At 65.1% G+C, this 23,103-nt stretch carries 20 protein-coding genes; 7 read left to right on the top strand and 13 right to left on the bottom strand.

From position 1 onward, the window contains the following. Positions 1–47 precede the first annotated feature (47 nt). Positions 48–1,406: a flavin monoamine oxidase family protein gene (locus A5634_RS19150; protein ID WP_253861756.1), complete on the top strand. Its 1,359-nt coding sequence runs from the start codon at positions 48–50 to the stop codon at positions 1,404–1,406. A gap of 13 nt (positions 1,407–1,419) precedes the next feature. Here the strand turns inward: A5634_RS19150 and A5634_RS19145 are convergent, their stop codons facing one another. Both A5634_RS19145 and A5634_RS19140 read right to left on the bottom strand, forming a co-directional pair. Then, the gene (locus A5634_RS19145; RefSeq protein WP_065145606.1) at positions 1,420–1,797 is read right to left on the bottom strand and encodes a hypothetical protein; all 378 of its coding nucleotides are present in this window, start codon (positions 1,795–1,797) and stop codon (positions 1,420–1,422) included. A 9-nt stretch (positions 1,798–1,806) separates the two neighbouring features. Continuing rightward, complete coding sequence (locus tag A5634_RS19140) at positions 1,807–2,505, bottom strand: potassium channel family protein (RefSeq protein WP_065145621.1); 699 nt, start codon at positions 2,503–2,505, stop codon at positions 1,807–1,809. Positions 2,506–2,643: 138 nt separating this feature from the next. Here A5634_RS19140 and A5634_RS19135 point away from each other — a divergent pair, with 138 nt between their 5' ends. Then, on the top strand, positions 2,644–4,140 hold the full coding sequence (locus tag A5634_RS19135) for a potassium/proton antiporter (RefSeq protein ID WP_065145605.1): 1,497 nt from the start codon (positions 2,644–2,646) through the stop codon (positions 4,138–4,140). Here the strand turns inward: A5634_RS19135 and A5634_RS19130 are convergent. Genes A5634_RS19130 through A5634_RS19115 form a run of 4 tightly spaced genes read right to left on the bottom strand, consistent with a single transcriptional unit; the run spans position 4,137 to position 7,742 of the window. Further along, a complete protein-coding gene (locus tag A5634_RS19130) occupies positions 4,137–4,829 on the bottom strand; it encodes an acetoacetate decarboxylase family protein (protein WP_081290529.1) in 693 nt (230 codons plus the stop codon). The two genes, A5634_RS19135 and A5634_RS19130, sit on opposite strands and share 4 nt — an antisense overlap. Then, complete coding sequence (locus A5634_RS19125) at positions 4,826–5,671, bottom strand: SDR family oxidoreductase (protein ID WP_065145604.1); 846 nt, start codon at positions 5,669–5,671, stop codon at positions 4,826–4,828. The genes A5634_RS19130 and A5634_RS19125 overlap by 4 nt, the downstream gene beginning before the upstream one ends. A gap of 38 nt (positions 5,672–5,709) precedes the next feature. Further along, positions 5,710–7,065 carry a hydroxysqualene dehydroxylase HpnE gene (gene hpnE, locus A5634_RS19120; protein WP_065145603.1) on the bottom strand — a complete coding sequence of 452 codons (1,356 nt, stop codon included), beginning with the start codon at positions 7,063–7,065 and terminating at the stop codon, positions 5,710–5,712. Then, on the bottom strand, positions 7,062–7,742 hold the full coding sequence (locus tag A5634_RS19115; protein ID WP_065145602.1) for a GntR family transcriptional regulator: 681 nt from the start codon (positions 7,740–7,742) through the stop codon (positions 7,062–7,064). The genes hpnE and A5634_RS19115 overlap by 4 nt, the downstream gene beginning before the upstream one ends. A gap of 114 nt (positions 7,743–7,856) precedes the next feature. Here A5634_RS19115 and A5634_RS19110 point away from each other — a divergent pair, with 114 nt between their 5' ends. Continuing rightward, on the top strand, positions 7,857–8,858 hold the full coding sequence (locus A5634_RS19110) for a cupin (RefSeq protein ID WP_065145601.1): 1,002 nt from the start codon (positions 7,857–7,859) through the stop codon (positions 8,856–8,858). Here the strand turns inward: A5634_RS19110 and A5634_RS19105 are convergent. From A5634_RS19105 to A5634_RS19085, 5 genes are all read right to left on the bottom strand, one after another. Further along, positions 8,855–9,166, bottom strand: a complete 312-nt coding sequence (locus A5634_RS19105; RefSeq protein WP_065145600.1) for an STAS domain-containing protein — start codon at positions 9,164–9,166, stop codon at positions 8,855–8,857. The genes A5634_RS19110 and A5634_RS19105 overlap by 4 nt on opposite strands. Further along, positions 9,166–13,269 carry a SpoIIE family protein phosphatase gene (locus A5634_RS19100; protein WP_065145599.1) on the bottom strand — a complete coding sequence of 1,368 codons (4,104 nt, stop codon included), beginning with the start codon at positions 13,267–13,269 and terminating at the stop codon, positions 9,166–9,168. Before A5634_RS19100 ends, A5634_RS19105 begins: the two co-directional genes overlap by 1 nt. A gap of 107 nt (positions 13,270–13,376) precedes the next feature. Beyond that, the gene (locus A5634_RS19095; protein ID WP_065145598.1) at positions 13,377–14,816 is read right to left on the bottom strand and encodes an MFS transporter; all 1,440 of its coding nucleotides are present in this window, start codon (positions 14,814–14,816) and stop codon (positions 13,377–13,379) included. An 88-nt stretch (positions 14,817–14,904) separates the two neighbouring features. After that, positions 14,905–15,552 (bottom strand): DUF1345 domain-containing protein, encoded by a 648-nt coding sequence (locus tag A5634_RS19090; RefSeq protein WP_065145597.1) that lies wholly within the window; start codon positions 15,550–15,552, stop codon positions 14,905–14,907. After that, entirely contained in the window at positions 15,549–16,412 is an 864-nt protein-coding gene (locus A5634_RS19085; RefSeq protein ID WP_065145619.1) for an amidohydrolase family protein, read from the bottom strand. Before A5634_RS19085 ends, A5634_RS19090 begins: the two co-directional genes overlap by 4 nt. Before the next feature lie 71 nt (positions 16,413–16,483). Here A5634_RS19085 and A5634_RS28350 point away from each other — a divergent pair, with 71 nt between their 5' ends. Next, positions 16,484–16,774 carry a hypothetical protein gene (locus A5634_RS28350; RefSeq protein ID WP_155769620.1) on the top strand — a complete coding sequence of 97 codons (291 nt, stop codon included), beginning with the start codon at positions 16,484–16,486 and terminating at the stop codon, positions 16,772–16,774. Here A5634_RS28350 and A5634_RS19075 read toward each other — a convergent pair. Together A5634_RS19075 and A5634_RS19070 are read right to left on the bottom strand one after the other, a co-directional pair. Continuing rightward, the gene (locus tag A5634_RS19075) at positions 16,747–18,402 is read right to left on the bottom strand and encodes an MFS transporter (protein WP_081290527.1); all 1,656 of its coding nucleotides are present in this window, start codon (positions 18,400–18,402) and stop codon (positions 16,747–16,749) included. The two genes, A5634_RS28350 and A5634_RS19075, sit on opposite strands and share 28 nt — an antisense overlap. Continuing rightward, the gene (locus A5634_RS19070) at positions 18,399–18,941 is read right to left on the bottom strand and encodes a TetR/AcrR family transcriptional regulator (protein ID WP_155769619.1); all 543 of its coding nucleotides are present in this window, start codon (positions 18,939–18,941) and stop codon (positions 18,399–18,401) included. Before A5634_RS19070 ends, A5634_RS19075 begins: the two co-directional genes overlap by 4 nt. Positions 18,942–19,121: 180 nt before the next feature. On the opposite strand from A5634_RS19070, the gene A5634_RS19065 reads away from it, so the two are divergent. The 3 genes from A5634_RS19065 to A5634_RS19055 all read left to right on the top strand — a co-directional run bounded on the left by A5634_RS19065 (position 19,122) and on the right by A5634_RS19055 (position 22,856). Continuing rightward, positions 19,122–20,594: an APC family permease gene (locus tag A5634_RS19065; protein WP_065145593.1), complete on the top strand. Its 1,473-nt coding sequence runs from the start codon at positions 19,122–19,124 to the stop codon at positions 20,592–20,594. Between the two features lie 172 nt (positions 20,595–20,766). Continuing rightward, positions 20,767–21,927 (top strand): PPE family protein, encoded by a 1,161-nt coding sequence (locus tag A5634_RS19060; protein WP_065145592.1) that lies wholly within the window; start codon positions 20,767–20,769, stop codon positions 21,925–21,927. 143 nt (positions 21,928–22,070) lie between these two features. Continuing rightward, the gene (locus tag A5634_RS19055; RefSeq protein ID WP_253861758.1) at positions 22,071–22,856 is read left to right on the top strand and encodes a SigB/SigF/SigG family RNA polymerase sigma factor; all 786 of its coding nucleotides are present in this window, start codon (positions 22,071–22,073) and stop codon (positions 22,854–22,856) included. Positions 22,857–23,103 lie beyond the last annotated feature (247 nt).

The following is a 23,103-nucleotide window of genomic DNA, read 5'->3' as shown; positions in this document are numbered from 1 at the left end:
CATTTCAAGAACACGATCAGGTAACGACATATGAGACGCTGGCGCTCGTGTCCCAGATGTCCCGCCGGGGGTTCCTGGCGGCAACCGCCCTGGTAGCGGGGTGCGCAACGCAACCTCACGGCACCAAAACAGCACCCTCACCCCCGGACAACAAGTCAGTCCTGGTCATCGGCGCCGGCATGGCCGGATTGGCCGCGGCGCGCAGCCTGCACGATGCGGGCTGGCCGGTGCGGGTGATCGAAGCCCGAAACCGGATCGGTGGACGGGTGCACACCGACCGCGACTGGGGTGTGCCATTGGAAATGGGCGCCTCCTGGATTCACGGCACCACCAACAATCCGCTGCTGGCGCTGGCTGATCAGGCCCACGCCCAGCTCGCACCGACCCGCTACGACCGCCCGGCGAAGCTGGTGATCGATCCCCGCCTGCAGCCGATGTCCTACCAGGCCAATACGTGGCGCGAACTGGTCTCCGACGCGCGGGAAGCGGTTGCCGGCGGGACACTGGGCGCCGCCGTCACCGCCGAGGCCGACCGCGAGGACCTTTCGGAGAAGGAGCGCGCTGCACTCGCCTATTACGTCACCACCGAAATCGAAGACGAGTACGCCGCCGACGCGAGCCAACTCTCCGCAACAACATTCGACGTAGGTACCTATACCGACGGTCCGCAGTCGGTGATCATCAATGGCTACGACGCCCTGCCCCGGCTGCTTGCCGACGGACTGCCGATCGTCTTGAACGCCCCGGTCAATTCGGTTGCACGGCAGTCGAACTCGGTGACGGTACGGGCGGGCGACCAGACGTTCGAGGGACCCGCGGCAATAGTGACGGTTCCGCTTGGCGTGCTCAAAGCCGCAAGCATCACCTTCGACCCGCCGCTGCCCGCCCAACACGCACATGCGGTCGCCGCGTTGGGATTTGGTGTGCTGGCCAAGAGCTACTTCCGTTTCCAGCAAAGAACGTGGGACGAGGAAAACGTCTTCTATCAATACCTCGGCTCAGAGCTGGGCTCAGAGCAGGGCAAGTGGGCCCAGTGGTTTACCTTGCCCGCCGCCGCAGGCCCAATTGTGTTGGCGTTCAATCCCGGTTCCCGCGGTCGCACGGTGGAGTCCACAGCTTCGAAAGATACGGTCACCAGCGCGTTACCCGTCGCCCGCCACCTCTTCGGCACCGACATCGTCGAGATCCGATCGTCGAATTGGACCACCGACCCCTACGCGCTGGGCTCGTATTCCTTCCACGCCAACGGATCCGGGCTCGACGACCGCCGTGCACTGCAGGAACCGATCGGCGACCGGCTGTACCTGGCCGGCGAGGCCGTCGGGGCCGACAACCCCGCCACCGTGCATGGCGCCTTGCTCAGCGGACGTCGCGCGGCCGCGGAGTTGATGCGACGCCTGGGCTGAAACGCGTTGCGGCTCAATAGTTTTCCAGCGCCTTTACGTCGCGCCAACTCGGCCAGGTGGTCTCCCACACCCGATGGATCCGGTTGTCGCGGTAGGCGGCGATCAGCACCACTTCGATGCGGGTCGGCGGCTCGCCCGCGCGCGACGTGGTGATCCACACCCGTCCCGCGACCTTGTCGACAGTCTCCACCCAGGCCTGCTCGTCGTACTCGACCGCGTAGGCGATCTCGGTGGCGTAGAGCTGGCGGTGGCTGTCGCGGAACTCGGCGAAATCCTGCGTCAGCCCATCGGAGGTCATCACGAAATCGGGGTCGTAATAATGGTCGATCAGGTCGCCGTTCTTGGCGACAACCATCCGCTCGAACATTTCGCGGAGCAGGGCGACAGACATGTGCGTTGTCTACCAGGCGTCGGGACGCATCGGCATCCGTGGTGATGGTTTGACTCTGTTGATGGCTGCCCACAGCGCACGTTCGCGGGCGTTGTCGGCGACGAAAAGCAGTTCGTCGCCGACGTCGAGCACGTCGTCGGCTTGGGGAACGATGACGCTGTCGCCACGAACCACAGTGACCAGCGCGGTGTTCTTGGGCAGACCCAGTTCGCCCACCCGCTGCCCCACCAACGGGTTGTCTTCGGGCAGTCGCAGTTTGGTCAACGCGGTACGGCCTTCCTGCAAACCCATCAACCGGACCAGGTGACCGACGTCGATGGCGCCCTCGATCCCGGCGACCATCGCACCCGGCGTCGAGACCGCCACGTCGATGCCCCACGCCTGGCCGAATAGCCACTCGTTGCGGACGTCGTTAATCCTGGCCACCACCCTGGGCACGCCGAACTCGGACTTGGCCAGCAGACCGACCACCAGATTGGCCTTGTCGTCACCGGTGGCCGCGATCACCACGTCGCAGGTCTGCATGCCCGCCTCCTGCAAAGCAGCCATCTCACAGGCGTCGGCGTTGAGCCAATCCGCATCGGGCACCTTGGGTGGTTCGAAGTTGCGTCGTTGCCGTTCGACCAGCAGGATCTTGTGCCCCGCGTCGAGCAATTCCTGCGCAACGGAACGTCCGACATTGCCGGCACCGGCAATCAAGATCCGCAACTTCCGTTTCGCCACGTAGCTATTTTTGCGTATGCACAGAGGACCGGCACTTCCCCCTGTGCGACGAGCGCCGCGACGGGCTGGGCTGATTTACTGGCACCACGCCGAAATCGGCGCCCTCCTCCTTCCAGGAATGAAATGACCCTGCAGCAGTTGTATCTGACTTTGTCGATCGGCGGCCTCGTGCTGCTGGCGAGCATCGTCGGTACCCGCGTGGCGACCGTGGTGGGGTTTCCGAGTCTGCTGCTGTTCCTGTTGGTCGGGGTCGCGGTCGGCGAAGACGGCCTGGGCGTGGAGTTCGACGACGTGGTGCTGGCTAGGAATGTGGGCACCGCGGCGCTGGCCGTCGTCCTCGTCGAGGGCGGTCTGACCACCCGTTTCAGCGATATTCGAAAAGTGCTGGCCCCCGCGGGGGTATTGGGCATTTTCGGGGTGATCATCAGTACTGTCGTCACCGCCGTGGGCGCGCGTCTGCTGCTGGACATGGACTGGCAGCTGGCGTTGTTGCTGGGAGCCATCGTCTCCTCCACCGACGCCGCGGCGGTGTTCTCGGTGTTGCGAGTGCTACCGCTGCCGCGCCGGGTGGCCGGATTGCTCGAGGCCGAATCCGGCTTCAACGACGCTCCGGGCGTCATTCTCGTGCTGATGTTCAGCGTGGTGCCTTTCGTGTTCGAACCCGAAGGCGCGGTCACCGACTTGGCCTACGAACTGCTGAGCGGGTCGGCGATCGGCTTGGTGATCGGTTACCTCGGCGCCCTGGGACTGCGGCGCATTGCGCTTCCAGCCTCGGGTCTGTATCCGATCGCCACGTTCGGCCTGGGTTTGGTCGCCTTCGCCACCGCCGGCGACGCCCATGCCAGCGGATTCATCGCCGCCTACCTCGCCGCGGTGGTGCTGGCGAACTCGGGACTGCCACACCGCTCGGCAACCAGGTCGTTCGCCGAGGGAGTCGGCTGGCTGGCACAGATCGGCCTGTTCGTGTTGCTCGGGCTGCTCGTGGACCCGAGCGAGTTGGCCGTCGACGTCGTGCCCGCAATCCTCGTGGGGCTGGTGCTACTACTGGTAGCGCGGCCGGTCTCGGTGATCGGTTCACTGATCTGGTTCCGCATTCCCTGGCGCGACCAGGTCTTCCTGTCCTGGGCAGGGCTGCGCGGCGCGGTGCCTATCGTGTTGGCGACCTTTCCGGTGGTGGCCGGTGTGCCGGACAGCTCCCGGCTGCTCAACATCGTTTTCGTCCTGGTCGTGGTCTTCACGTTGATCCAGGGACCCAGCCTGCGTCCGATCGCGCGCAGTCTAGGCCTGATCTCGCGTGAGGCGACCCGCGAGATCCAGGTGGAAGCCGCTCCGCTGGACATGTTGGACGCCGAACTATTGACCATGACCGTGCAGTCGCCATCGCGGCTGCACAACGTCACCATCCTGGAACTGCGCCTACCGGACCCGGCCGTCATCACGCTGATCATCCGCGACGGCCTCACGTTCGTCCCCGAACCTGACACCCGCATTGAGACCGGCGACGAACTGCTGATCGTCACCACCAGCAAGACTCGGGCTGCGGCCGAAGCCCGCTTAAGGGCCGTCAGCCGTCGCGGCAAGCTGGCGCACTGGTTCGACGAATACGGCGTGTTGGACTAGAACCTCGGTTCGCCGAGGGTGAAGGTGGCTTCCTCGACGAACGCACCGAGGTGCAGGCCCGGACGCAACCAGGTCGGGAGAGGACCCGCCGAGGAGACGCCGACGGTCACCAGCGCCGGACGGATCCGGCCGGGGAAGCTGAGCAGCGAGTCCCCGACGCGCCCGTCGGCGAATTGCTGTCGCGCAGTTGCCTTGGCCTTCAGCGGGATCGCCGGGCCTTTGACCCGCGGCGTTGCACTGACCGTCCAGGACGGCTCGTCGGCGCTGTTAGCGGTGATGAGTCGCCCGTCACCTAACTCCCCGTCGAAGCGGGCCAGGGTCTTGGGCATTGCCCAGTTGGTGCGCCCGCCGACCAGGCTGGATTCGGAGTCCACGGACATGAATGCGACGTTCCCCCAGGGTCGCAGGCCGCGCCGGGATCCGACCATGCCGAGCACTTCGTCGTAGGCACCGACCGGAGTGTCGGTGTAGCGGACGAACCCGCCCACGGTGGCCAGCGCGGAACTGCCCGACAAAGACGGCGGCAGGGCCGCGGCCGCGGCGCGTCCACCGCGCCCGACCCACAACAACGCCGAACACCGGCACGTCCACGGCGCCGGGGCCTCATTGTCGGGCAGGGTCGCGACCAGCGCCGCGCTCAGTGCGGTCTCGGGCACGCCTCGCAAACCGGTCAGCTCGATTCGGGTCATGCTTCCTCCTGGTTTTCGATTCGGGCCTGATAGGCCGCGCGCTTGTCACGGTCCAGTTCCGAGGTGACCTTGTTGCCACCCGACAACCGGAATGCGGCGTCGACGATCGGCGCGGGCAGGATGGTTGTTCCGCGCGAGACCAAACCGACCAGCTTGGGCACGAACACCGTGCGCGACGCGCCTTTGGCCAGTTCGGCGACCACCGCGGCGGCGACGTCCTCCGGGTTTACCACCAAAAAGCGCTCCAGCGGGCCCGGTGCCGACATGCCGGCAATCAGCTCGGTGCGGACGAAACCTGGGCAGATCGCCGACACCTTGACGCCGCTGCCCCGCCACTCCTGGCGCAGCGCCTCGCTGAAGCCGACGACGGCATACTTGGACGCGCAGTAGGTGGCCGCGTTCGGCGATGCCAGGGTGCCCATCACCGAGGCGATGTTGACGATGTGACCCGAGCCGCGCTTGGCGAACCGGGTCCCTGCCAACCGGGTGCCGGTCAGGACCCCGAGCACGTCGATTTCGACCGTGCGCCGGGTGACGGCCGCGCTCTCTTCGAGGAACGGCCCGATGGGCATGATGCCCGCGTTGTTCACCAGGACGTCGAACCCACCGAGATCCTCGGTCGTCTGGTCCAGAAACTTCTCGAAGCTGGCAGGGTCCGTCACATCGAGGTGGTAACCCGTTGCCGCGTCGCCCAGTTCGGCGGCGGTCTGTTTGACGACGTCTTCTTGCACGTCACCGAGCGCAACCCGCGCGCCGGCGGCGATCAACGCCTGGCCGATGGACCGGCCGATCCCCTGCGCGCCACCGGTGATGGCAACCCGTCGTCCTTGCAGCACAGACATGAGGCACAGAATCTCACAGTGCCGCCCGACGGCGCCGATCACCTCCGCGACTTGAGCGCCTCGTGCACGAGATCCACTGCGCGGGCGGCACTTTGCGCAGCGCCCTCCATGGTGGTCGGCCAGTCATTGTGCGTCCAGTCACCGGCCAGGGCCAGGTTGGGCAGCGCGGTGCGATTGACCGGTCGGATGGTGGACATACCGACCCGGGACGAAAACGTCGCCTTGGGCCAGGGCACCACTGTGACATCCAACACCTGGGCATCGCGGGCGGCCGGATAGCTGGCACGCAGCGCGGCGACCAGACGATCGGCGACCTCCCGGTTTTTCAGAGTCATGAGGTCGTAGGCCGCGCACGTGGTCAGCGCGTACAGGTGGTTGCCGTCGGGGCGCGGCCCGTGCATACGGTCGCGGTCGAACACCCAGCCAATGTCGCTGTCGAGCAAGGATTCCCAGGGCGCCACGGTCCCCAGCGGCCGGTCGAGCAGCACGTAGGCGTTCATGATGGGGATGGGCTCGAGTTGCTTGGCGGCCAGCCGGGCATCTTCCGAATCGGGCACGTCGTCCAACAGCGACCGCAGGTTCCACGACGGCACCGCGAGTACCACCGCGTCGGCTTCGATCGTCGTGCCGTCGGCCAGTCGCACCCCGGCCGCCCGGTCGTCGTCGACGACGACCGATACCGCTTTGGTACGCAACCGCACATCCACGTTGCGTTCGGCCAGCACGCGCCGAGCACCGCTGAGATACAGCGTCTCCAGGTCCACGGTGGGATAGCCGATGCGCATCGCGTTGGGGCCGCCGCGGCGAACCCGGTCGGCGCCGGTACGCAGCAATGCCGCGAACGCGTGCGCGGACGCGAACTGCGGCAACTCGTTGAGTAACCCAATCACCATGGAATTAAGCATGATTCGGCGCATCGCGGCGGGAAACCCGAGCCGGTCGAACCATTCGTCGACGGTGATGGCATCCAACGCATCGTCGAAGCGGACGACGTCGCGCATCAACCGTGCCCACGCCGGCGCGGCACGAAGCAGGGTGGGGATACCCAATCCCCGCACCTGACCCAGAAACATGCGGCGCGCGTTACGTGCGCGCAGTCCGAACGTCTCGACGTGCCCACCCGGGTAGCGCACCCCGAACTCGTCGGGAAACTCCAAAAGATGGCGTGTGCCAACCGAATCCAGGTACCTGAAGATGCAGTCGTAAGAGCCGGCCAACACGTGCTGGCCGTTCTCTATCGCATCGCCGTGGCCGGAGGTCAGCCCGATGGTCCGTCCGCCCAGTGAGCCGTTGCTCTCCAGCAGAGTGACGGCGTACCCCAGTTCGGCCAGCCACACGGTGGCAGCCAGACCCGCCAGGCCGCCGCCCACGACGACAATGCTCTGATCGCTCATCGATGCTCCCCGGTCAACTCGGCCAGCCCCAGAGCGCGCGTGGTGCTGGTCAGGTGTGCCCGCACGGCCTCACGCGCCGCGCTGGCGTCACCGGCACGCAGCGCTTCGGCAATGCGTAGATGTTCTCCGATAATTGTGTTCAGGCGCTGACGATTTCGTGCCGATTCGCCGATCATCCGCATCTGACGATCGCGCAGGGACGAGTAGAAGCCGGCCAGTATGGTATTGCCGGCCGCCTCGAGAGTGATGTTGTGAAAAGCGCGATCGGAGTCGAGGAATTCGGCCAGCTGCGCGGCGTCTGCCGCCTCATGTTGACGCTGCACTTCGACGGATAGCCGGTCGAACACCTCGGCGCACACGTCAGGCCCACGTCGGATCACCGCGCCGGCCGCGAACTCTTCCATCACCAACCGGGCTTCCAGCACGGCCCGCACTTCATCGGGTGAAACGGGTACCACCAGGGCACCGCGCTTGGGGTACAGCCGCAGCAGTCCAGCCGCTTCCAGCTGCAAGAAGGCCTCCCGGACCGGGGTGCGCGACATGCCCAATGCGGTTGCGACCTCGCCTTCGCTGATGAGTTCTCCACCGGGAAACGCCCCGGTGAGCACCTGCGTCTTGACGTAATCCAGCGCCCGGTCCTTGGCAGCACGAGGCCCGCTGGCCACCTCCGATGCCATGCCGCCTCCTTGCCGCCGAATCGCATGTCGACTGTAGCGGCGTGCTCGATTTGCAGCTTAGATACAAGATAGATACTATCTGCATATCACCGGCGGGAAAGAGGAGGCAAAGCCATGACCACCGCAACCGACACGTTGGACCCGACGATTCCGGCGCCACTGGCAAACGTCGCCGAATACACCTTCGAAGGCCGGTTTCAGGACTGGGCCGACGACGCCCGCTACTTCGAGTACACCCAGGCGGCTGACCCCATCGCCTCCGGTCACACACCGCGCATGCCGATCGCCCAGTTCAATGCCGACATCTACCGTGATGAGCCCACCGGGGTCATCCCGCTGGACCTGTCGAACGACCTCGGCATCACGACCGGTCCGGCCACCAGCCCCGCCCTGCTGGCTAACTTCCTGCGGATCCGTGCGGGCGAGCAGATCGACACCAGCCCCAACGCCACCTCACAGCTGTACTACGTCCTCTACGGGCGCGGCATGGCCGCCGTCGATGGTCGATTGGTGCGGTGGGAGAAGGGCGACTTCCTGACCCTGCCGGCCGGCGCACGCCCGGTCTTCTACGCCGACGCCGACACCGCCATGTACTGGGTGCACGACGAGCCGTTGCTGCGGTACCTAGGCGTGCACGCCACCCAGCCCAAGTTTCGCCCGACGAAATTCCACCGTGCCGACGCCGTCGCCGAACTCGAGCGCATCGCGTCACGTCCGGGAGCGAACAACAAGAACCGGGTCAGCGTGTTGCTCGCCAACGCCGACCAGGAGCAGACGCTGACACTGACCCACGTGTTGTGGGCGATGTTCGGCGTGCTGCCACCCGGCCAACAGCAGCGGCCACACCGGCACCAGTCGGTCGCGCTTGACCTGATCCTGGACGCCTCGCCCGGTTGCTACACCCTGCTGGGCACCCACTTGGACGACCGCGGCGAAATCGCCGACCCGATTCGAGTGGACTGGCAGGCCGGTGGCGCCTTCACGACTCCTCCGGGCATGTGGCACGCCCACTTCAACGAGTCGCACGCCCCAGCGCATCTGATTCCGGTGCAGGACGCGGGTTTACAGACCTACCTGCGCAGCCTCGACATGCAGTTCAACCGTCGGCGTGGCTAGGACGCGGCCTCGATCGTCGCGATCTTGCAAAATCCGCTGACCGTAAGGACCCGCACGAGTAAGGGATGCACGACCACATGTAGGTGCTCCACCGCTTCGGCATGGTCGAAAAGCGCGTTGATTCCCGCGCTGTCAAGGTATTTCACTGCACCGAGGTCGATGGTGATCGGCGCGCCGGCATCCCCGCTGGCATCGAAGAGCGCTTGCTTGAACATGTGGATGTTGCTGAGGTCGATTTCCCCGGCCGCAACCACGCGGGTCTTGCCGTCCCCGCCGAGTTCCGTGTTCAAGGTCAGAGGTGTGGCCATCAGGTGATCCTCGTGTACATGTGCACGGTGGTGCCGCTTCCGCTGGACTGAATAGTGAAGTCCTCCATGAGGACTCGCATGAGCGAAATCCCGCGCCCCCGACTGAAGTCGGCTTCCGTGGTCGGGGTCCGCCACGCACCGCTGTCAGCGACGGTCACCTGCAACCTGTCGACGATCGCGGTCGCCCGGAGCGACACGGTGCCCAGCGGTCGGTCGCGGTAGCCATGCTCGATCGAGTTCGCTACCGCTTCGCCCGTCGCGGTGAGCACATCCTGAATTTGGTCGGGAGCTACGCCGGCCCGAGTCAGCCAGCCTCGCAACGCATTTCGGCTCCGAGCCAAGTAGCTCACGTCGGCGGTGAACTCCATAGCCAACGGCGCCGGCTGCCGATACAGCAGCATGGCCACATCGTCGGGATACCCGCCGTCGGGTTCCAATGCGGACATGAGACGGTCGGCCACCTCTTCGAGCGCCTCGGACCGACCGCTTTGAACCAGGTCGGCCGCACGCGTCATACCGTCGTCCAGCGAACGGCCGCGGCGTTCGACCAAACCGTCGGTGTAGAGCAACAGCGTCGCGCGGGGCGGCATCGTGACCCGGCTTTCGGGCCGCGGCCAGTCCGGGCGCAGCGCCAGTGGCAGTCCGTGTTCGCCCTCCAACAGCGTGGTCGTACCGTCGGCGTAGGCCATGATGGGCGGCGGGTGCCCCGCGTTCGAATAGACCACTTCTCCGGTCTCCACAGTGAGCACCGCGCAGAACGCGGTGGTGCACCGGGCGCCGGGCAACCGCGCGGCGAACCGGTCCATCGCAGCAAGCGCCGCACCGGGACTGGGCTGTTCGAGCAACACCGCGCGGCACGCGCTACGCAGTTGACCCATCACGGTGGCCGCGGCCAGACCGTGGCCGACGCAATCGCCGACGATCAGCGCGACCCGCCCCTCGTCGATCTCCACGACGTCATACCAGTCACCGCCCACCTGCAGGGGATGGCTCGCCGGCAGATACCGCACGGCAAACCCGTCGGGCAACGTCGCGGGACCCAACATCGCATGTTGAAGTGCGACAGCGGTTTCGCGCTGCTCGTCGAGTTGGTAGACGCGTTGCAGTCCCTGTCCGAGGCGCCCGGCCAGCACGGTCAGCAACGTGTGGTCCTCCCGAGTAAACCGCCGGTGCTCGGAAAGCTCGAGCCACACCACCATCACCCCGCGCGGATGCTGCAGCGCGATTCCGGCCGCACCCGCGTCGCCGATGCTGGTGGTAAGTAGGTCTGATTCCCGCAGCGACTCAATCTGCTGGCGGTGCTCAGCCGGGAGTTCGGCCCACCGGGCGCGTTCCCCCGCACAGACCACATCCGGAACGCTTTGTTTGGGCGACTCACTGAGGAACGTCACCGCCAGAACCCGCCGGGTCTGCCACACCCGGTGTAACACCTCGACGGCTCCCTGCAGCGCGTCCTTCAACGTATCCGCTTGCGCCAGTTGCTGATTGAGTTCAGCTAACGCACTCTGACTCTGGACCGCATAGTGCTCGGCGGTGACGTCGCGGAAGGTACCGACCATGACCCGCCGCCCGGATTCCGGGTCATCGGCGTAGTTGAAGTTGACCGCGACCCACAGCCGGTGCCCGTCGCGGTGGGTAACCGGCACGGTGAAGGTGCCGTGCGTGCCGCTGAGCAAGTCGGGAAACTGGGGCGATTCGAGATCGGTTTGCAAGTCCGGCCACCAGGGATGGACGGGCTCATAAGGCAGGCCCTCGGGGCCGTAGCCGACGATCTCGGTGAACGCCGAGTTGATCTCGATAACGGCGCCGCGCTCGTCGCACACGAAGAACGCTTCCTGCAACGAGTCCACCAGCGCGGTGCGCCAACGCGCGTGGTAGTTGCGGACCCGGGCCAGCTCGACATTGGCCCGCACCCGGGCCAACAGGTCGGCGGCGGCGAATGGCTTGACCAGGTAGTCGTCGGCGCCGGCCAACAGGCCCTCGATGGAGGCCTCCTGCCCCGCGCGCGCCGACAACAGCAGCACCGGCAGCGCAGCCGTGCGCGGGTCCGCCCGCAGCGCGGCCAGCAGTTGCAGACCACTGAGCCCGGGCATCATGACGTCGCTGATGACCAGGTCCGGCACGCGGACGCGGATGGCATCCAGCGCCGCCTGACCGTCGCCGAAACCACTGACCTCGTAGCCGGCAGTCTGTAGCAGGCCGGTCAGGTATTCACGCATGTCGACGTTGTCGTCGGCAACCAACACGCGCGCCAGCGGGGTACCGCTCTGCGCGGCCGGCACCGAAGCGCCGACGGTCGGTGGCATACCCGGCAACGAACGCGAGACTTCTTGCACGAACGGTTCGGCGATCCCGGAGTTCGAGGACCGGGCGACGGTGTCCGGTTCGACCAGTTCGTCGGGCGGCAGATGGGCCGCGCCGAACGGCAACCGGACGGTAAACGTGGTGCCCACGCCCTCCCGACTGTCCGCGGTGATATCGCCACCGTGCAAGCCGACCAGTTCCCGGACTAGCGCCAAGCCGATGCCGCTGCCCTCGGTGGACCTGGCCTGGGCGGTTTCGATGCGATGGAAGCGTTCGAAAAGCCGAGGCATCTCGGCAGCGGACACCCCGACCCCGGTGTCGGCCACCCGCACTGCCGCCTGGCCGTCCTCGCTACTGACCCGCACGGTGATTGCTCCGTCGAGGGTGAACTTGAACGCGTTGGAAAGCAGGTTGAGCACCACCTTCTCCCACATCTCGCGGTCCACGTACACCGCTTCTCCAAGCGGCGGGCAGTCCACGGTGAACGTCAGGCCAGCCTGCTCGATCGCCGAGCGGAACACGCTGGCCAGTTCCGCGGTGACCACGGCAAGGTCGACGGGCTCGAAGCGGGCCCGCATCCGTCCCGCCTCGATGCGCGAGAAGTCCAACAGCGTGTTCACCAGCTTGGCCAGCCGCAGCGCGTTGCGGTGCACGAGTTCCAGTTCGTCGCGAGCCCGGACCGCGTCCGTGTCATCGACACCGTCGAGCCGGCCGCGCAAGTCGTCGATCGGACCGAGAATCAAGGTGAGCGGCGTCCGGAATTCGTGGCTGATGTTGGAAAAAAAGGTGGTTTTTGCTCGGTCGAGCTCGGCCAGTTCTTCGGCACGGCGCTGCTGAGCCTGGTAGCTGCGGGCGCTGATCACCCCGGTCGCGATGTATCCGGCCACGAGTTCGATGAAGCCCCGGTACCCGTCGTCGAACTCGCGGTAGCGGTTCAGCGCGGCGACCAGGAAGCCGACCGGCGCGCCACCCTGCTGCAACAAAGGCACTACCAGCGCCTGCTTGGGCGGCTCACTCCAACCGCCGGTCGGAAGCGCCAGGCCGGTGGTGTCGAGGTCGATCAGTTCCGATCCGCCCTGCGCCACGTCCCCGACCAACCACAACGACGTTCCGCTGCTCGACAGCGTTTCCGGAGCCGCCGGGTGTCCGTGCGAAATCCCGCTCACCCCGGCCAGCTGCGCGTCGCCGTCGGATTCGAACAAGTAGGTCAGGGTGAACGGCAGATCGTACGGGTTGCCGGCGAGCTGGTCGGCGGCGAAGTCGAGCATCTGCCGCTCGGTGCGTATGACGCTTGGATCCGAGCCGAGGTCACGCAACGTCGCAATGCGACGTTCAGCGATCACCCGCTCGGTGTCCTCCATGACGACGCACAACATGCCGACCAGGCGAGCGTCCTCGTCCCGCAACGGGCTGTAGGAGAACGTGTGGTAGGTCTCCTCGGGGTAGCCCGACCGCTCCAAGATGAGCATCAACGCTTCGTCCCAGGTTGCTTCAGCCGTGGACAGCACCCGGTCGACTCGTGGACTGATATCCGGCCAGATCTCCGCCCATACCTCGCTGGCCGGACGTCCGAGGGCCCAGGGGTACTTGCGGCCCAACGTGTCTCGGCGGTAGGCGGCGTTACAGAAGAAGGTGAGCTCCGGGCCCCATCCCATCCACATGGAGAACTGCGACGACAGCAGGATGTTGACCGCCGTGCGAAGGCTTTGCGGCCATTCGTCTACGGGGCCCAGCGGCGTGGACGACCAATCGACGGCAGCCAGATCGCGACCGATTTCCTGGTCTGCGCGGAAGACCACTGACGTCCCTCTCCGATGAGGCTTTGGACATGCACTGGCGGCTCAATGCGAATATCCGAACGTTCAGTATCTCCAAGGCCCGGACTCGGAGACCACTGGACTGGATGTTAGCGGGCCGCCAACGGCGTCGCGATGTCTTCGAGCGACTTGCCTTCGGCGTCAACGGCCAAAAACCACGCAACCAGTCCCCCGGCCATCATCACCACCGCGCCGAGCAGATACCCGATGAACAGCATCGTCGGCCTGGAACCGTCACCGATGAGCGCGCCGTAAATCACCGGCCCGAGCGCACCGAAGCATTGGGCGATCGCGAAGAATACGGCGATCGCCTTCGCCCGGACCTCCAGCGGAAAGATTTCGCTGACGGTGAGATAGGCGGCGCTGGCCCCGGCCGACGCCACATAGAAGATGACGCACCACGCAATTGTCTGGGTGATGGCGTTGAGCACCCCGGCCTGGAACAGCGCAGCGCTCACGGCCAGCAGCACCCCCGACACGAGGTAGGTGCCGGCGATCATTTTCCGGCGACCGATGGTGTCGAAGAAGTGTCCGATCGTCAACGGTCCGAGCAGATTTCCCACCGCGAACGCGATGAGGTAGAGCGGCGTGGATGCCGACGGCACGCCGTAGAACTTGCCCAGCACCAGGGTGTAGGTGAAAAAAATCGCGTTGTACAAAAATGACTGGCTGATCATCAGCGAGGCACCCAGCACGGCCCGGCTCGGGTATTCGCGGAACAACACCCGGGTCAGCGCCACGTAGCCGATCTCCTCTGCCGGCCGCAATTCGATGGCCTTGCTGTCGTCGACGGGCGGCAGGGTGGCACCGGTGGCCTGCACCTCGCGCTCGATGTGGCTGATGGTCCGCTCGGCTTCGTCGATGCGGCCGTTCATGACTTGCCAGCGCGGGCTTTCGGGCAGATTGCGCCGCACCAGCAGAATCACCACGCCCAGGGCTGGTCCGATGAGGAACGCCAGGCGCCAACCCAGGCTGAGCTCGATCGCCTGCAAGAAGATGAACGTGCCCAAAGTGCCCAGGATTGCGCCCGCCCAGTAGGTGCCGTTGACAGCGATGTCGACGCGTCCACGGAAGCGGGCCGGAATCAGTTCGTCGATCGCCGAATTGATGGCCGCGTACTCCCCGCCGATCCCCATTCCGGCGATGAATCGGGTGAAGTAGAGGAAGGCGATCCAACCGGCGGTATTGCCCAGGGTCAGGGCGGTCAGACCACTGCCCAGCAGGTACACACCCAGGGTGATCATGAACAGGTTGCGCCGGCCCAGCTTGTCCGACATCCGCCCGAACAGCAGCGCACCAAATACCTCGCCGGCCAGGTAGACGGTGGCGACGAATCCGACCGCTGCCGACGACAGATGCAGGGTCTCCGGCTCGGTGAGCGTTTCCGCCACCGCGCTGGCCACCGTGATCTCCAGGCCGTCCAGGATCCAGGCCACACCGAGAGCCACCACCATGCGGGTATGGAACGGCGACCAGGGCAACCGGTCGATGCGGGCGGGAATCAGACTGCGAATTGATCCTTCGGGCACCCGACCGAGCGTACTTGCGCGGTCTCGGCGATCTGATCGGCCTGGCTGCCCGGCTTGTCAGAACCGGTCACGGTTCGGACCCTTCGTTCTAATTACTCAGTCCGACAATAAGATTGATGGTGACCGCCAGAATCACCGCCCCGAAGAAATAGGAAAGCAACGCCTGACTCAACGCGATGCGGCGAAGCTTTCCGGTCTCCAGGGAGGTGTCGGAAACCTGATATGTCATGCCGATGGTGAACCCGAGATAGAAAAAGTCCAGGAATCGCGGGTTTTCGGTTCCGTTGAAGTTGATGCCGCGCGCCGAGTTCGAATAGTAGATATCGGCGTAGCGGATGCTGAATACGGTGTGCACGACGCACCACGCGGCGACGATACTGACCACCCCCACCGCCGCGGCGATGTCCTTCTCCGCACCGCCTTTCGAACTGGCGGTAAGCAAGTGCGCGACACCGGCCACGCTTGCCACACTCGCCGACAAGATGATGCCGTCGGTGAGCCAACCGCTCGGCGGGTCCTCGGGCGTGACGTGACGGCGGGTGCGGTCGGGGTCCATCGGCAAGACGACGATCCACGTCCACACCAGGTAGACGGCTGCCGCCGCGGTCCAGCCGAGGCTGGGGGCATAGCGCCATCCCGCGGTAGCCGCGACCGCTGCCAGCACTGCCACGCCGATCAGCGCGGCCACCAGGAGACGGATCACGACGCGTCGCCGCACGCGTGGCCTGGGTGTCATCGGCTCCCCCTCGTGTCGTGCAACAGGAGGTCGGCAGCGTTGGAGTACAACACCTTTCGACACCACTGAGCGCCGAGGCCGAGCCGAGTGATCGATTCGACCGCGTGCTGGTACGGATAAGGGATATTGGGAAAATCGCTGCCGAACAACACCTTGTCCGCCAGCCCGGCAAGGTCAGCGATCGCACCGCCGGGAAAGGGATGCATTGCTTCGGTGAAGTCGGTGAACACCATCGTGGTGTCCAGATAGACGCCCGCATAACGGTAGGCGAGCTCGATGAACTCTCGGTACTCGGGCATGCCCATGTGCGCGATGATCAGCTTCAGCGCCGGATGCCGGTGCAGGACTTCGGCAACCGGCGACGGGCCAGTGAATTCGCCTGGCGCCGGGCCTGATCCGGCGTGGATGACGGTGGGAATCTGGGCCTCTTCCAACACGGCCCACACCGGTTCCAGCTGGGGGTCGGTGGGCGAGTAACCACCCACCTGGACGTGCGCCTTGAACACCTTCGCCCCGTGCGCTATTGCCCGACGCACGTACGCGGGCGCCGACGGCTCGGGAAAGAACGTCGCGGTATGAATGCATTGCGTTGTCGCAGCGGCAAATTCCGCCGCCCACGCGTTGAGCCACTCGGCCATGTCGGGTTTGTGGGGGTACACCAACGAGGTGAACGCCGCGACACCGAAGTCCCGAAGTCGCTGCACCCGTTGGCTTTCGTCGAGGCGGTACGCGATCGGCCAGCGTCTGCCGGTCAACGGCCCGGCCCGGTCGAAGTAGGCCCAGACCTTGTCCATCACCTGCTTGGGCATGAAGTGGGTGTGAACGTCGACAATCGAGTCGAGGCCGATCTCGGCCAGCATCGTGTCGATTGCTTCGACTTCGCGGTCAGTGCTGTTTGAGCTCACGCATATCCGGATCGGTCAGTACCCGCGTGGTCGTCAGTTTCGGCCTCTTTCAAGTCTTCCTCCGCGGCCAGACGATCTCGCCGGGCGGCCTCACGATGCTCCTGCGCTGCCCGCCGATGAGTTTCGGCATCGCCGACGCCGGCGGCTCGGGCGCGATCATGAGTCTCGGCGGCCTCCTCGTGTATTGCGGCTGCCTGCTCGTGCAGACGACTCGCGGAGCGATGAGCATTGGCGGCGCTTGCATGCGCCGCCTCGGAATGCTCCGCGGCACGCTGCACGTCGTCGGCGGTCACGGGCATACCGCTCTTGAGTTCTGATCGCCGACGCGCGAGTTCCTCATTTCTGAGGTTCCGGCGCTCACGCCACGACGACTGCATGTCCTCAACCTACCCGGCCGCGCAAGTGATGTGCGGGCTTCGGCCGTAATGTCGGCGGCAGGCGACCGCGTAGCAACCCGGGTGTCCAAATGCCCAGCGGCGGGCCACTTCTCGTCGTCGCCTTTATCGCGACTCGCCGGCCTTAGCAACACCCATATCGCTACCGCGGACGCCAACAGCAATGCCGACCCGACGCCCGCGGCGACGGACAGGCCGCTGCTGAAAGCTTCCTTGGCTGCGGTTACCGTCGCCAATGCTTGTTCGCCGGGCAAGTGTTGTGCCGACTGAATGGTCTCGGTAAGCGAATCCTCTTCTGCCCGAACGTGGTACACACTCGTCACGATGGAGCCAAGCAGCGCGATGCCCAACGCCATGCCCAGTTCGTAACCGGTCTCCGACATCGCCGCGGCGGCGCCCGCGCGCTCCGGCGGAACGCTGGTCAGGATCACGTCGCTGGCCGCGGTAAATGCCAACCCGAGGCCGGTGCCGAGGATGAAGAGGGCGACGCCCAAATACAGGTAGGCGGTAGCCGGTGTGATCAGAGTCAGCGCGGCCATCGCAAATCCAACCAAACCTAGCCCGACCGTAAGAACTACGCGCTGCGACGAATAGCGGATCGCCACGCCGGCCAGCACGCCGAACAAGGTTGCACTCACTGCTGCCGGCAGCTCAGCCAGCCCGGCCTGCAGTGGGCGATATTCGAGTACGAGCTGAAAGAACTGCGACATGAAGTAGACGACACCGGAAAGGCCGAGTACTGCGAGCAGGTTGGCGACGAGCACCCCCGAGAAAATGCGACTTCGGAAAAACCGCAGTTCAACCAGCGGGGTCGGGAGTCGAAGTTGGCGACGGACGAACAGCGCCAGTGTCGCGGCCCCGACGATTCCCACCGTCAAGACACCGAGGCCAAACCCACCGGCCATCGCTTCCTTTACGGCGTAGACCGCGCCGAGCATGCCCAACAGTGACAACCCGACGCTGGGCAGATCCCACGGCCCTACCGCCAGGTTCTGGTGGCCCGGCAACAACACCGCTCCGCCAACCAGGAGCAGGAAGCTCACCGGGACATTGATCAAAAAGACCGAGCCCCACCAGAACTGCTCGAGCAGCAGCCCGCCCAGTGCGGGGCCCAGCGCGGCACCCGCCGAGAACGCGGACGCCCAGATGCCCACTGCCACACTGCGTTGCCTTGGTCGCGTGAATAGGATGCGGATCAGCGCAAGCGTCGAGGGCGCCAACGTCGCCCCCGCGATGCCCAGCAGCGCACGCGCGCCGATGAGCATTTCCGGGGTCTGGGCATACGCGGTCACGACCGATGCCACAGCGAAACCCGTTGCACCACAGAGCAGCAGCCTTTTGTGGCCGATACGGTCGCCAAGGCCGCCCATGGTGATGAGCAGACCCGCCAGCATGAATGAGTAGATGTCGCCGATCCACAGCACCTGCGTTGCGGTGGCTCCAAGATCCTTGGCGATGAAGGGGATAGCCAGGGCCAGAACCGTGCCATCGACTCCGATCAGCAACACCGCAAGGGTGAGCACACCCAGCGCCGACCAAGCCCGCATCATGGTCGGGCCACCCCATGCAGCATCAGGTCGGTCACCATGTCGGTGAACTCGAGGCGTCCTGCTCCCCCGACCTGGACCACCCAAGCCGCGCCCGCGAGCAGTTGGAAAAGCGCCTCGGTCAACCAGAAAGCATTCAGTTCGGGTCTGAATTCACCCTCGCGCTGACCGCGTACGAAAAGCTCCTTCACTTCGGCATCGATCGCCGCCCATGCTTCCTTGGGCTGGTTGGCATCGAAATCTTGACTCTGTGCATAGAGGAGCGTCAGGTAGCCGGCCACCGGTTCGCAGGCGGCAACCAGTTGCCGCAGCGTGTCCGCGGCCGAGCCGTCCTGTGCGCGCACGGTTTTCAGGGCTTCGCGCAAATGGGCGAGCGCGTATTCGTCCAGCGCCTCAAAGAGTGCCGCGCGCCCGGCGAAGTAGCGGTGCAGCGTGGCACGGCTGACGCCGACGGCCGCGGCGATCTCGTCCTGGGTCGCGTTCGGCCGCCGGCCGAGGAAATCCGCCGCCGCGCGAAGTGCTTTTTGACGGTCCATTGCCATGTTACGATCGTAGCTCATATGAGACGCTGATGTCTCATCTGAGCTGGCGACGTATCGATCATGCGACGCGTCAGCGCATTCACATCTAGAACGGCTCTAGAGGCGGTAGGAATAACCATGAACGTCGGTACCGTTTGGTGCGCACCTACACGCGTCGGTGCAGTAAGGCCAGGTGGCTGAGTGACGCACGCATTGCCCGCGCCCGACGCGGCATCATCCGACGAGTTCTGCGAGGACTGCGGCTACGAGCCCGAACTCAAACGAACCCTGGGCTCCTTCCAGGTGTTCGCCGTCTCCTTCGCGTTCATCTCGGTGGCGGTCGGCATATTCGGAACGTATGACGACCTGCTGCGCAGCTCCGGACCGGTGGGCATCTGGACATGGGTCATCGCCGCGATCGGTCAGCTGCTCGTCGCCCTGGTGATCGCCCAGTTCGCCGCGCGCATCCCGCTCAGTGGTTCCTCCTACCAGTGGGGATCGCGATTGGCCAACCCCAAGATCGGCTGGTTCTTTGGCTGGCTTACCTTCTGCTATCTGATCACCGGCCTAATGGCGATCGACAGCGCCATGTCGAGCACGTGCCTGATGCCGTTGTTCAACATGGCGCCCAACGAGGACACCGCGCGGCTGATGACTGCGGCGGTGATGGTGATACAGGCCGTACTGGCAATTGCCTCGACAAGGCTTGTGGCACTGGTCAACTCGGCGGCTGTCGGCATCGAGCTGACCATTGTCGTGGTGCTGGTGGTCGCGCTGCTGATCGCGGTGGCGGTGACCGGGCACGGCTCGGCCGGCAACCTGGTGTCGCGCGGCATCGCCGAAGGCGACCCGAACTACTTCGCCTTCGGTGGCGGGCTGATGGCTGTCATGATCGTGGGCTTGGGCACCCTGGTGGGCTTCGACTCCGCAGCGAATATGGCCGAGGAAGCCAAAGATCCGTTTCGCAGCGTCCCGCGCGCCATCGTGGGATCGGTGCTGGCAGCCAGCGTGCTGGGCATGCTGTTCTTGATCGCCCTCACGGTCGCGATCGACAGCATCCCCAAGATTTCGACGGCCGATTCGCCGGTCGCGATGATCATGCACGACCAACTCGGCCCGGTCACCGAACGAATCTTCCTCGTCGCCATAGCGATTGCCTTCTTCGGCGGCGGCATGGTGACGCTGACCAGTTGCTCGCGGATGATCTTCGCCATGTCGCGCGACGACCGCTTCCCGGCACACCGACTGATGCGAAAAGTCAACCCGCGCACGCAAACTCCGATCCCGGCCACGATCGCGCCAGTCGTCGTCGGCATCACGGTGCTGGCCGTGTTACCGGGAAACGCACTCCTGGAGTTGATTACCTCCGGCACGGTTTTCCCGGCGCTGACCTACGGCATGATCGTCGTGCTCTATCTGGCGGTGCGGCAACGGTTGGATCGCCAGGAGGGCGCCTTCGATATCGGGCGCTTCGAGTTGCCGGTCGCGATTGCCGCCTTGATCTGGTCGATCTGCGCGCTGGTGATTCTGCTCTCCCCCGCCGCCGCACGCGTGCCGTTGATGATCGTGGCCGGGTTACTTGGGGCCGGCGCACTGTACTTCGCGTACATGATGATCTTCCGTCGCGACGTACTGGAGCACGAACCGGGCGACCTGACCGTGTTCTCGCACTGACACCCCGCGCCGTGCTGTCCCGCGTGCCGGGCACCCGATCTCGGTCACTAAGAAATCACTGAGAAATCACATCGTTCGCAATCGGCGTTGGCGGCCCTTTGCCACTTTTAACCATCGGCCACCGGCGCCGTCGCGTCAGCGTGGCCAAAACCAGCAAAAGGAGTGGTGAACCATGGACTACTCGATCTTTCCACCCGAGTTCAACTCCACCCGGATGTACACGGGCCCAGGGGCGGGATCGCTGCTGGCGTCCGCGGGAAGCTGGGACGCCGTAGCGGCTGAATTGAACACCACAGCCGAAACCTATGAATCGGTGATTGGGGAGCTTACAAGCGTGGGTTGGTTCGGCCCAGCTTCGCAGGCAATGACCGCCGCCGTAATCCCCTATATGGGTTGGCTGTTTGCGACAGCCGAGCAGACACAGCAGACCGCGATGCAAGCCAGGTCGGCCGCGGCAGCGTTTGAGCAGGCATTCGCCACGACGGTTCCCCCTCCACTGGTGGCGGCCAACCGCGCGCAGCTGATGCTGCTGATCGCGACAAACCTGCTTGGCCAGAACACTGCGGCCATAGCGGCCACCGAAGCGGAATACGCCGAGATGTGGGCCCAGGATGCCGTCGCAATGAACGGCTACGCCACCGCTTCCGCCGCGGCCTCGATGTTGACTCCGTTCGTTTCCCCGGAAGAGAACACCGACCCCGCCGGACTCGCCGCCCAGGATGCGGCGGTCAACCAAGCCAACTCCGCAGCGGCGACCGACCCGGTCTCGCAACTGATTTCACAGCTGCTGGCCAACTACAACCAGTGGGTCCAGGGACTCGACCAGTGGGCGGCCGGAATTCGAGCGATCCTCGTCGCGGAAGGTTCTCCGGACGTGCTCGACCTGCTCAACTACCTCAACGACGGTGTCAGCTCCCTGACCAGCCCTATTTCGGCGTTTACCGCTTTGATATCGGTGCTGTCGCAGGCTGGGGCCAGCAGCGCGGCACCCTTCGACTTTTCCGGGATGGTGCCGGCCCTGGCCGAGGGTCTGGCTCCGGTGGTCAGCGCGCTCGAGACCGGCGGAGTTGGCAGTGCCATATCCGCGGCGGTCAGGCAGGCCGGGTTCATCGGGCCACTGTCGGTGCCGCCGAGCTGGGCGGCACCGTCGGTCCGCACGGTCTCGGCCCTGTCGGGCTCCGGCATGACGACCCTGCCCGGGACTGAAGGGGCCGAGGCGGGGATGCCGGGTGTGCCCGGCGCACCCATAGCCGCGCCGGGGCGTGCCGGCATCGCCATACCGCGTTATGGGGTCAAACTCACGGTCATGCCGCGGCCGCCGGCCGCTGGGTGAGGCACTAGACCAGCCCTGCGCAACTGAGCACGGCGGCCAATCCTGGGTCTCTTCCTGGGGTTTCGTTTCGTGGCTTGCGGGGTACAAGAAGTTGTCGAGTTCAGACCAGAGCCCGCCCCAACAACCACGCGGTCGGAGGCTTGATTGTGGGATCGGCAAGTGAGTACGCAGATGTCGCGGATTTGTTCCGCAAATTGCAAGGATTTGACCCCCAGTCTGCTGGTTATCGTCAGCAACGGGACGTGATCGTCGAACGCTGCTTGCCGTTGGCCGATCACATCGCGCGCCGGTACCGAGACCGTGGCGAGTGCCTCGAGGATCTCGTTCAGGTAGCGCGAATCGGGCTAGTCAACGCGGTCAACCGCTTCGATGTCGAAACCGGCACCGACTTTTTGGCATTCGCTGTTCCCACGATCACCGGCGAGATACGGCGCCACTTCCGCGACCACGGCTGGGCGGTCAAGGTGCCGCGCCGGATCAAGGATTTGCAGTCCCAATTGACCACTGCCACACAGGATCTCGCACGCGAACTGCACCGGGCCCCGAATGCCTCCGAGATTGCGGAGCGCTTGGGAATCGAGCGTGGTCTGGTTGTCGACGCGATGATCGCCAACAGCAATTACACGACGTTGTCGATCGATGTGCCTAGAGGCGACGGTGACGAGCAAGGGTCACTCCTGGAAACGATGGGTGGAGTAGATCCAGGGCTGGACAAGGTTCTCAGCGTGCAGACCGCACGCCCGCTGATCGCGGCTCTGCCGGAGCGGGAACGAACGGTCATCAAGCTTCGATTCTTCGACGAGCTAACCCAGAGCGACATTGCCGAGCGCATCGGGTGTTCGCAGATGCAGGTCTCGCGACTGCTGGCAAAGGCCCTGCAGACATTGCGCAACGGGGCGAATCGGCCTGACTTGGCCGCGGCGGGCTGACCGCTCGGCTCTACCTGCGCCCGGTATAGGGCGGCATTGTGAAATCGTTTGTGCTGCTGGTCTTCTGGACGGGACTTGTCGGACCCTGTCTTTAGAATTCGGGTATGGGTTCCAGCAGTCGTGAGGAGATCACTGAGGTGGTCGAGGGACTGCGCAGTTATGCAAAACGCTGGTCTGAGTTGAGTTTTGATGCGTTGAGTACTCCGGAGTGGCTGGGTTTGTTGGAGGCCGGTGAACTGCTTGCGCG

This window comes from Mycobacterium asiaticum (genome assembly GCF_001673365.1).
GTDB classification, from domain to species: Bacteria; Actinomycetota; Actinomycetes; order Mycobacteriales; family Mycobacteriaceae; genus Mycobacterium; species Mycobacterium asiaticum_A.
Note: the sequence above shows the minus strand (reverse complement) of the source record. Positions and strands in the feature narration are given on the sequence as shown.

Excerpts from the sequence above, each read along its gene's own strand:
- A5634_RS19075 (WP_081290527.1), bottom strand. The coding sequence starts at position 18,402 with ATGATGCGGGCTTGGTCGGCGCTGGGTGTGCTCACCCTTGCGGTGTTG.
- A5634_RS19105 (WP_065145600.1), bottom strand. The coding sequence starts at position 9,166 with ATGGCCACACCTCTGACCTTGAACACGGAACTCGGCGGGGACGGCAAG.
- A5634_RS19085 (WP_065145619.1), bottom strand. The coding sequence starts at position 16,412 with ATGCTGGCCGAGATCGGCCTCGACTCGATTGTCGACGTTCACACCCAC.
- A5634_RS19110 (WP_065145601.1), top strand. The coding sequence starts at position 7,857 with ATGACCACCGCAACCGACACGTTGGACCCGACGATTCCGGCGCCACTG.
- A5634_RS19060 (WP_065145592.1), top strand. The coding sequence starts at position 20,767 with ATGGACTACTCGATCTTTCCACCCGAGTTCAACTCCACCCGGATGTAC.
- A5634_RS19135 (WP_065145605.1), top strand. The coding sequence starts at position 2,644 with ATGACCCTGCAGCAGTTGTATCTGACTTTGTCGATCGGCGGCCTCGTG.
- A5634_RS19115 (WP_065145602.1), bottom strand. The coding sequence starts at position 7,742 with ATGGCATCGGAGGTGGCCAGCGGGCCTCGTGCTGCCAAGGACCGGGCG.
- A5634_RS19145 (WP_065145606.1), bottom strand. The coding sequence starts at position 1,797 with ATGTCTGTCGCCCTGCTCCGCGAAATGTTCGAGCGGATGGTTGTCGCC.
- A5634_RS19070 (WP_155769619.1), bottom strand. The coding sequence starts at position 18,941 with ATGGCAATGGACCGTCAAAAAGCACTTCGCGCGGCGGCGGATTTCCTC.
- A5634_RS19125 (WP_065145604.1), bottom strand. The coding sequence starts at position 5,671 with ATGTCTGTGCTGCAAGGACGACGGGTTGCCATCACCGGTGGCGCGCAG.
- A5634_RS19130 (WP_081290529.1), bottom strand. The coding sequence starts at position 4,829 with ATGACCCGAATCGAGCTGACCGGTTTGCGAGGCGTGCCCGAGACCGCA.
- A5634_RS19090 (WP_065145597.1), bottom strand. The coding sequence starts at position 15,552 with ATGACACCCAGGCCACGCGTGCGGCGACGCGTCGTGATCCGTCTCCTG.
- hpnE (WP_065145603.1), bottom strand. The coding sequence starts at position 7,065 with ATGAGCGATCAGAGCATTGTCGTCGTGGGCGGCGGCCTGGCGGGTCTG.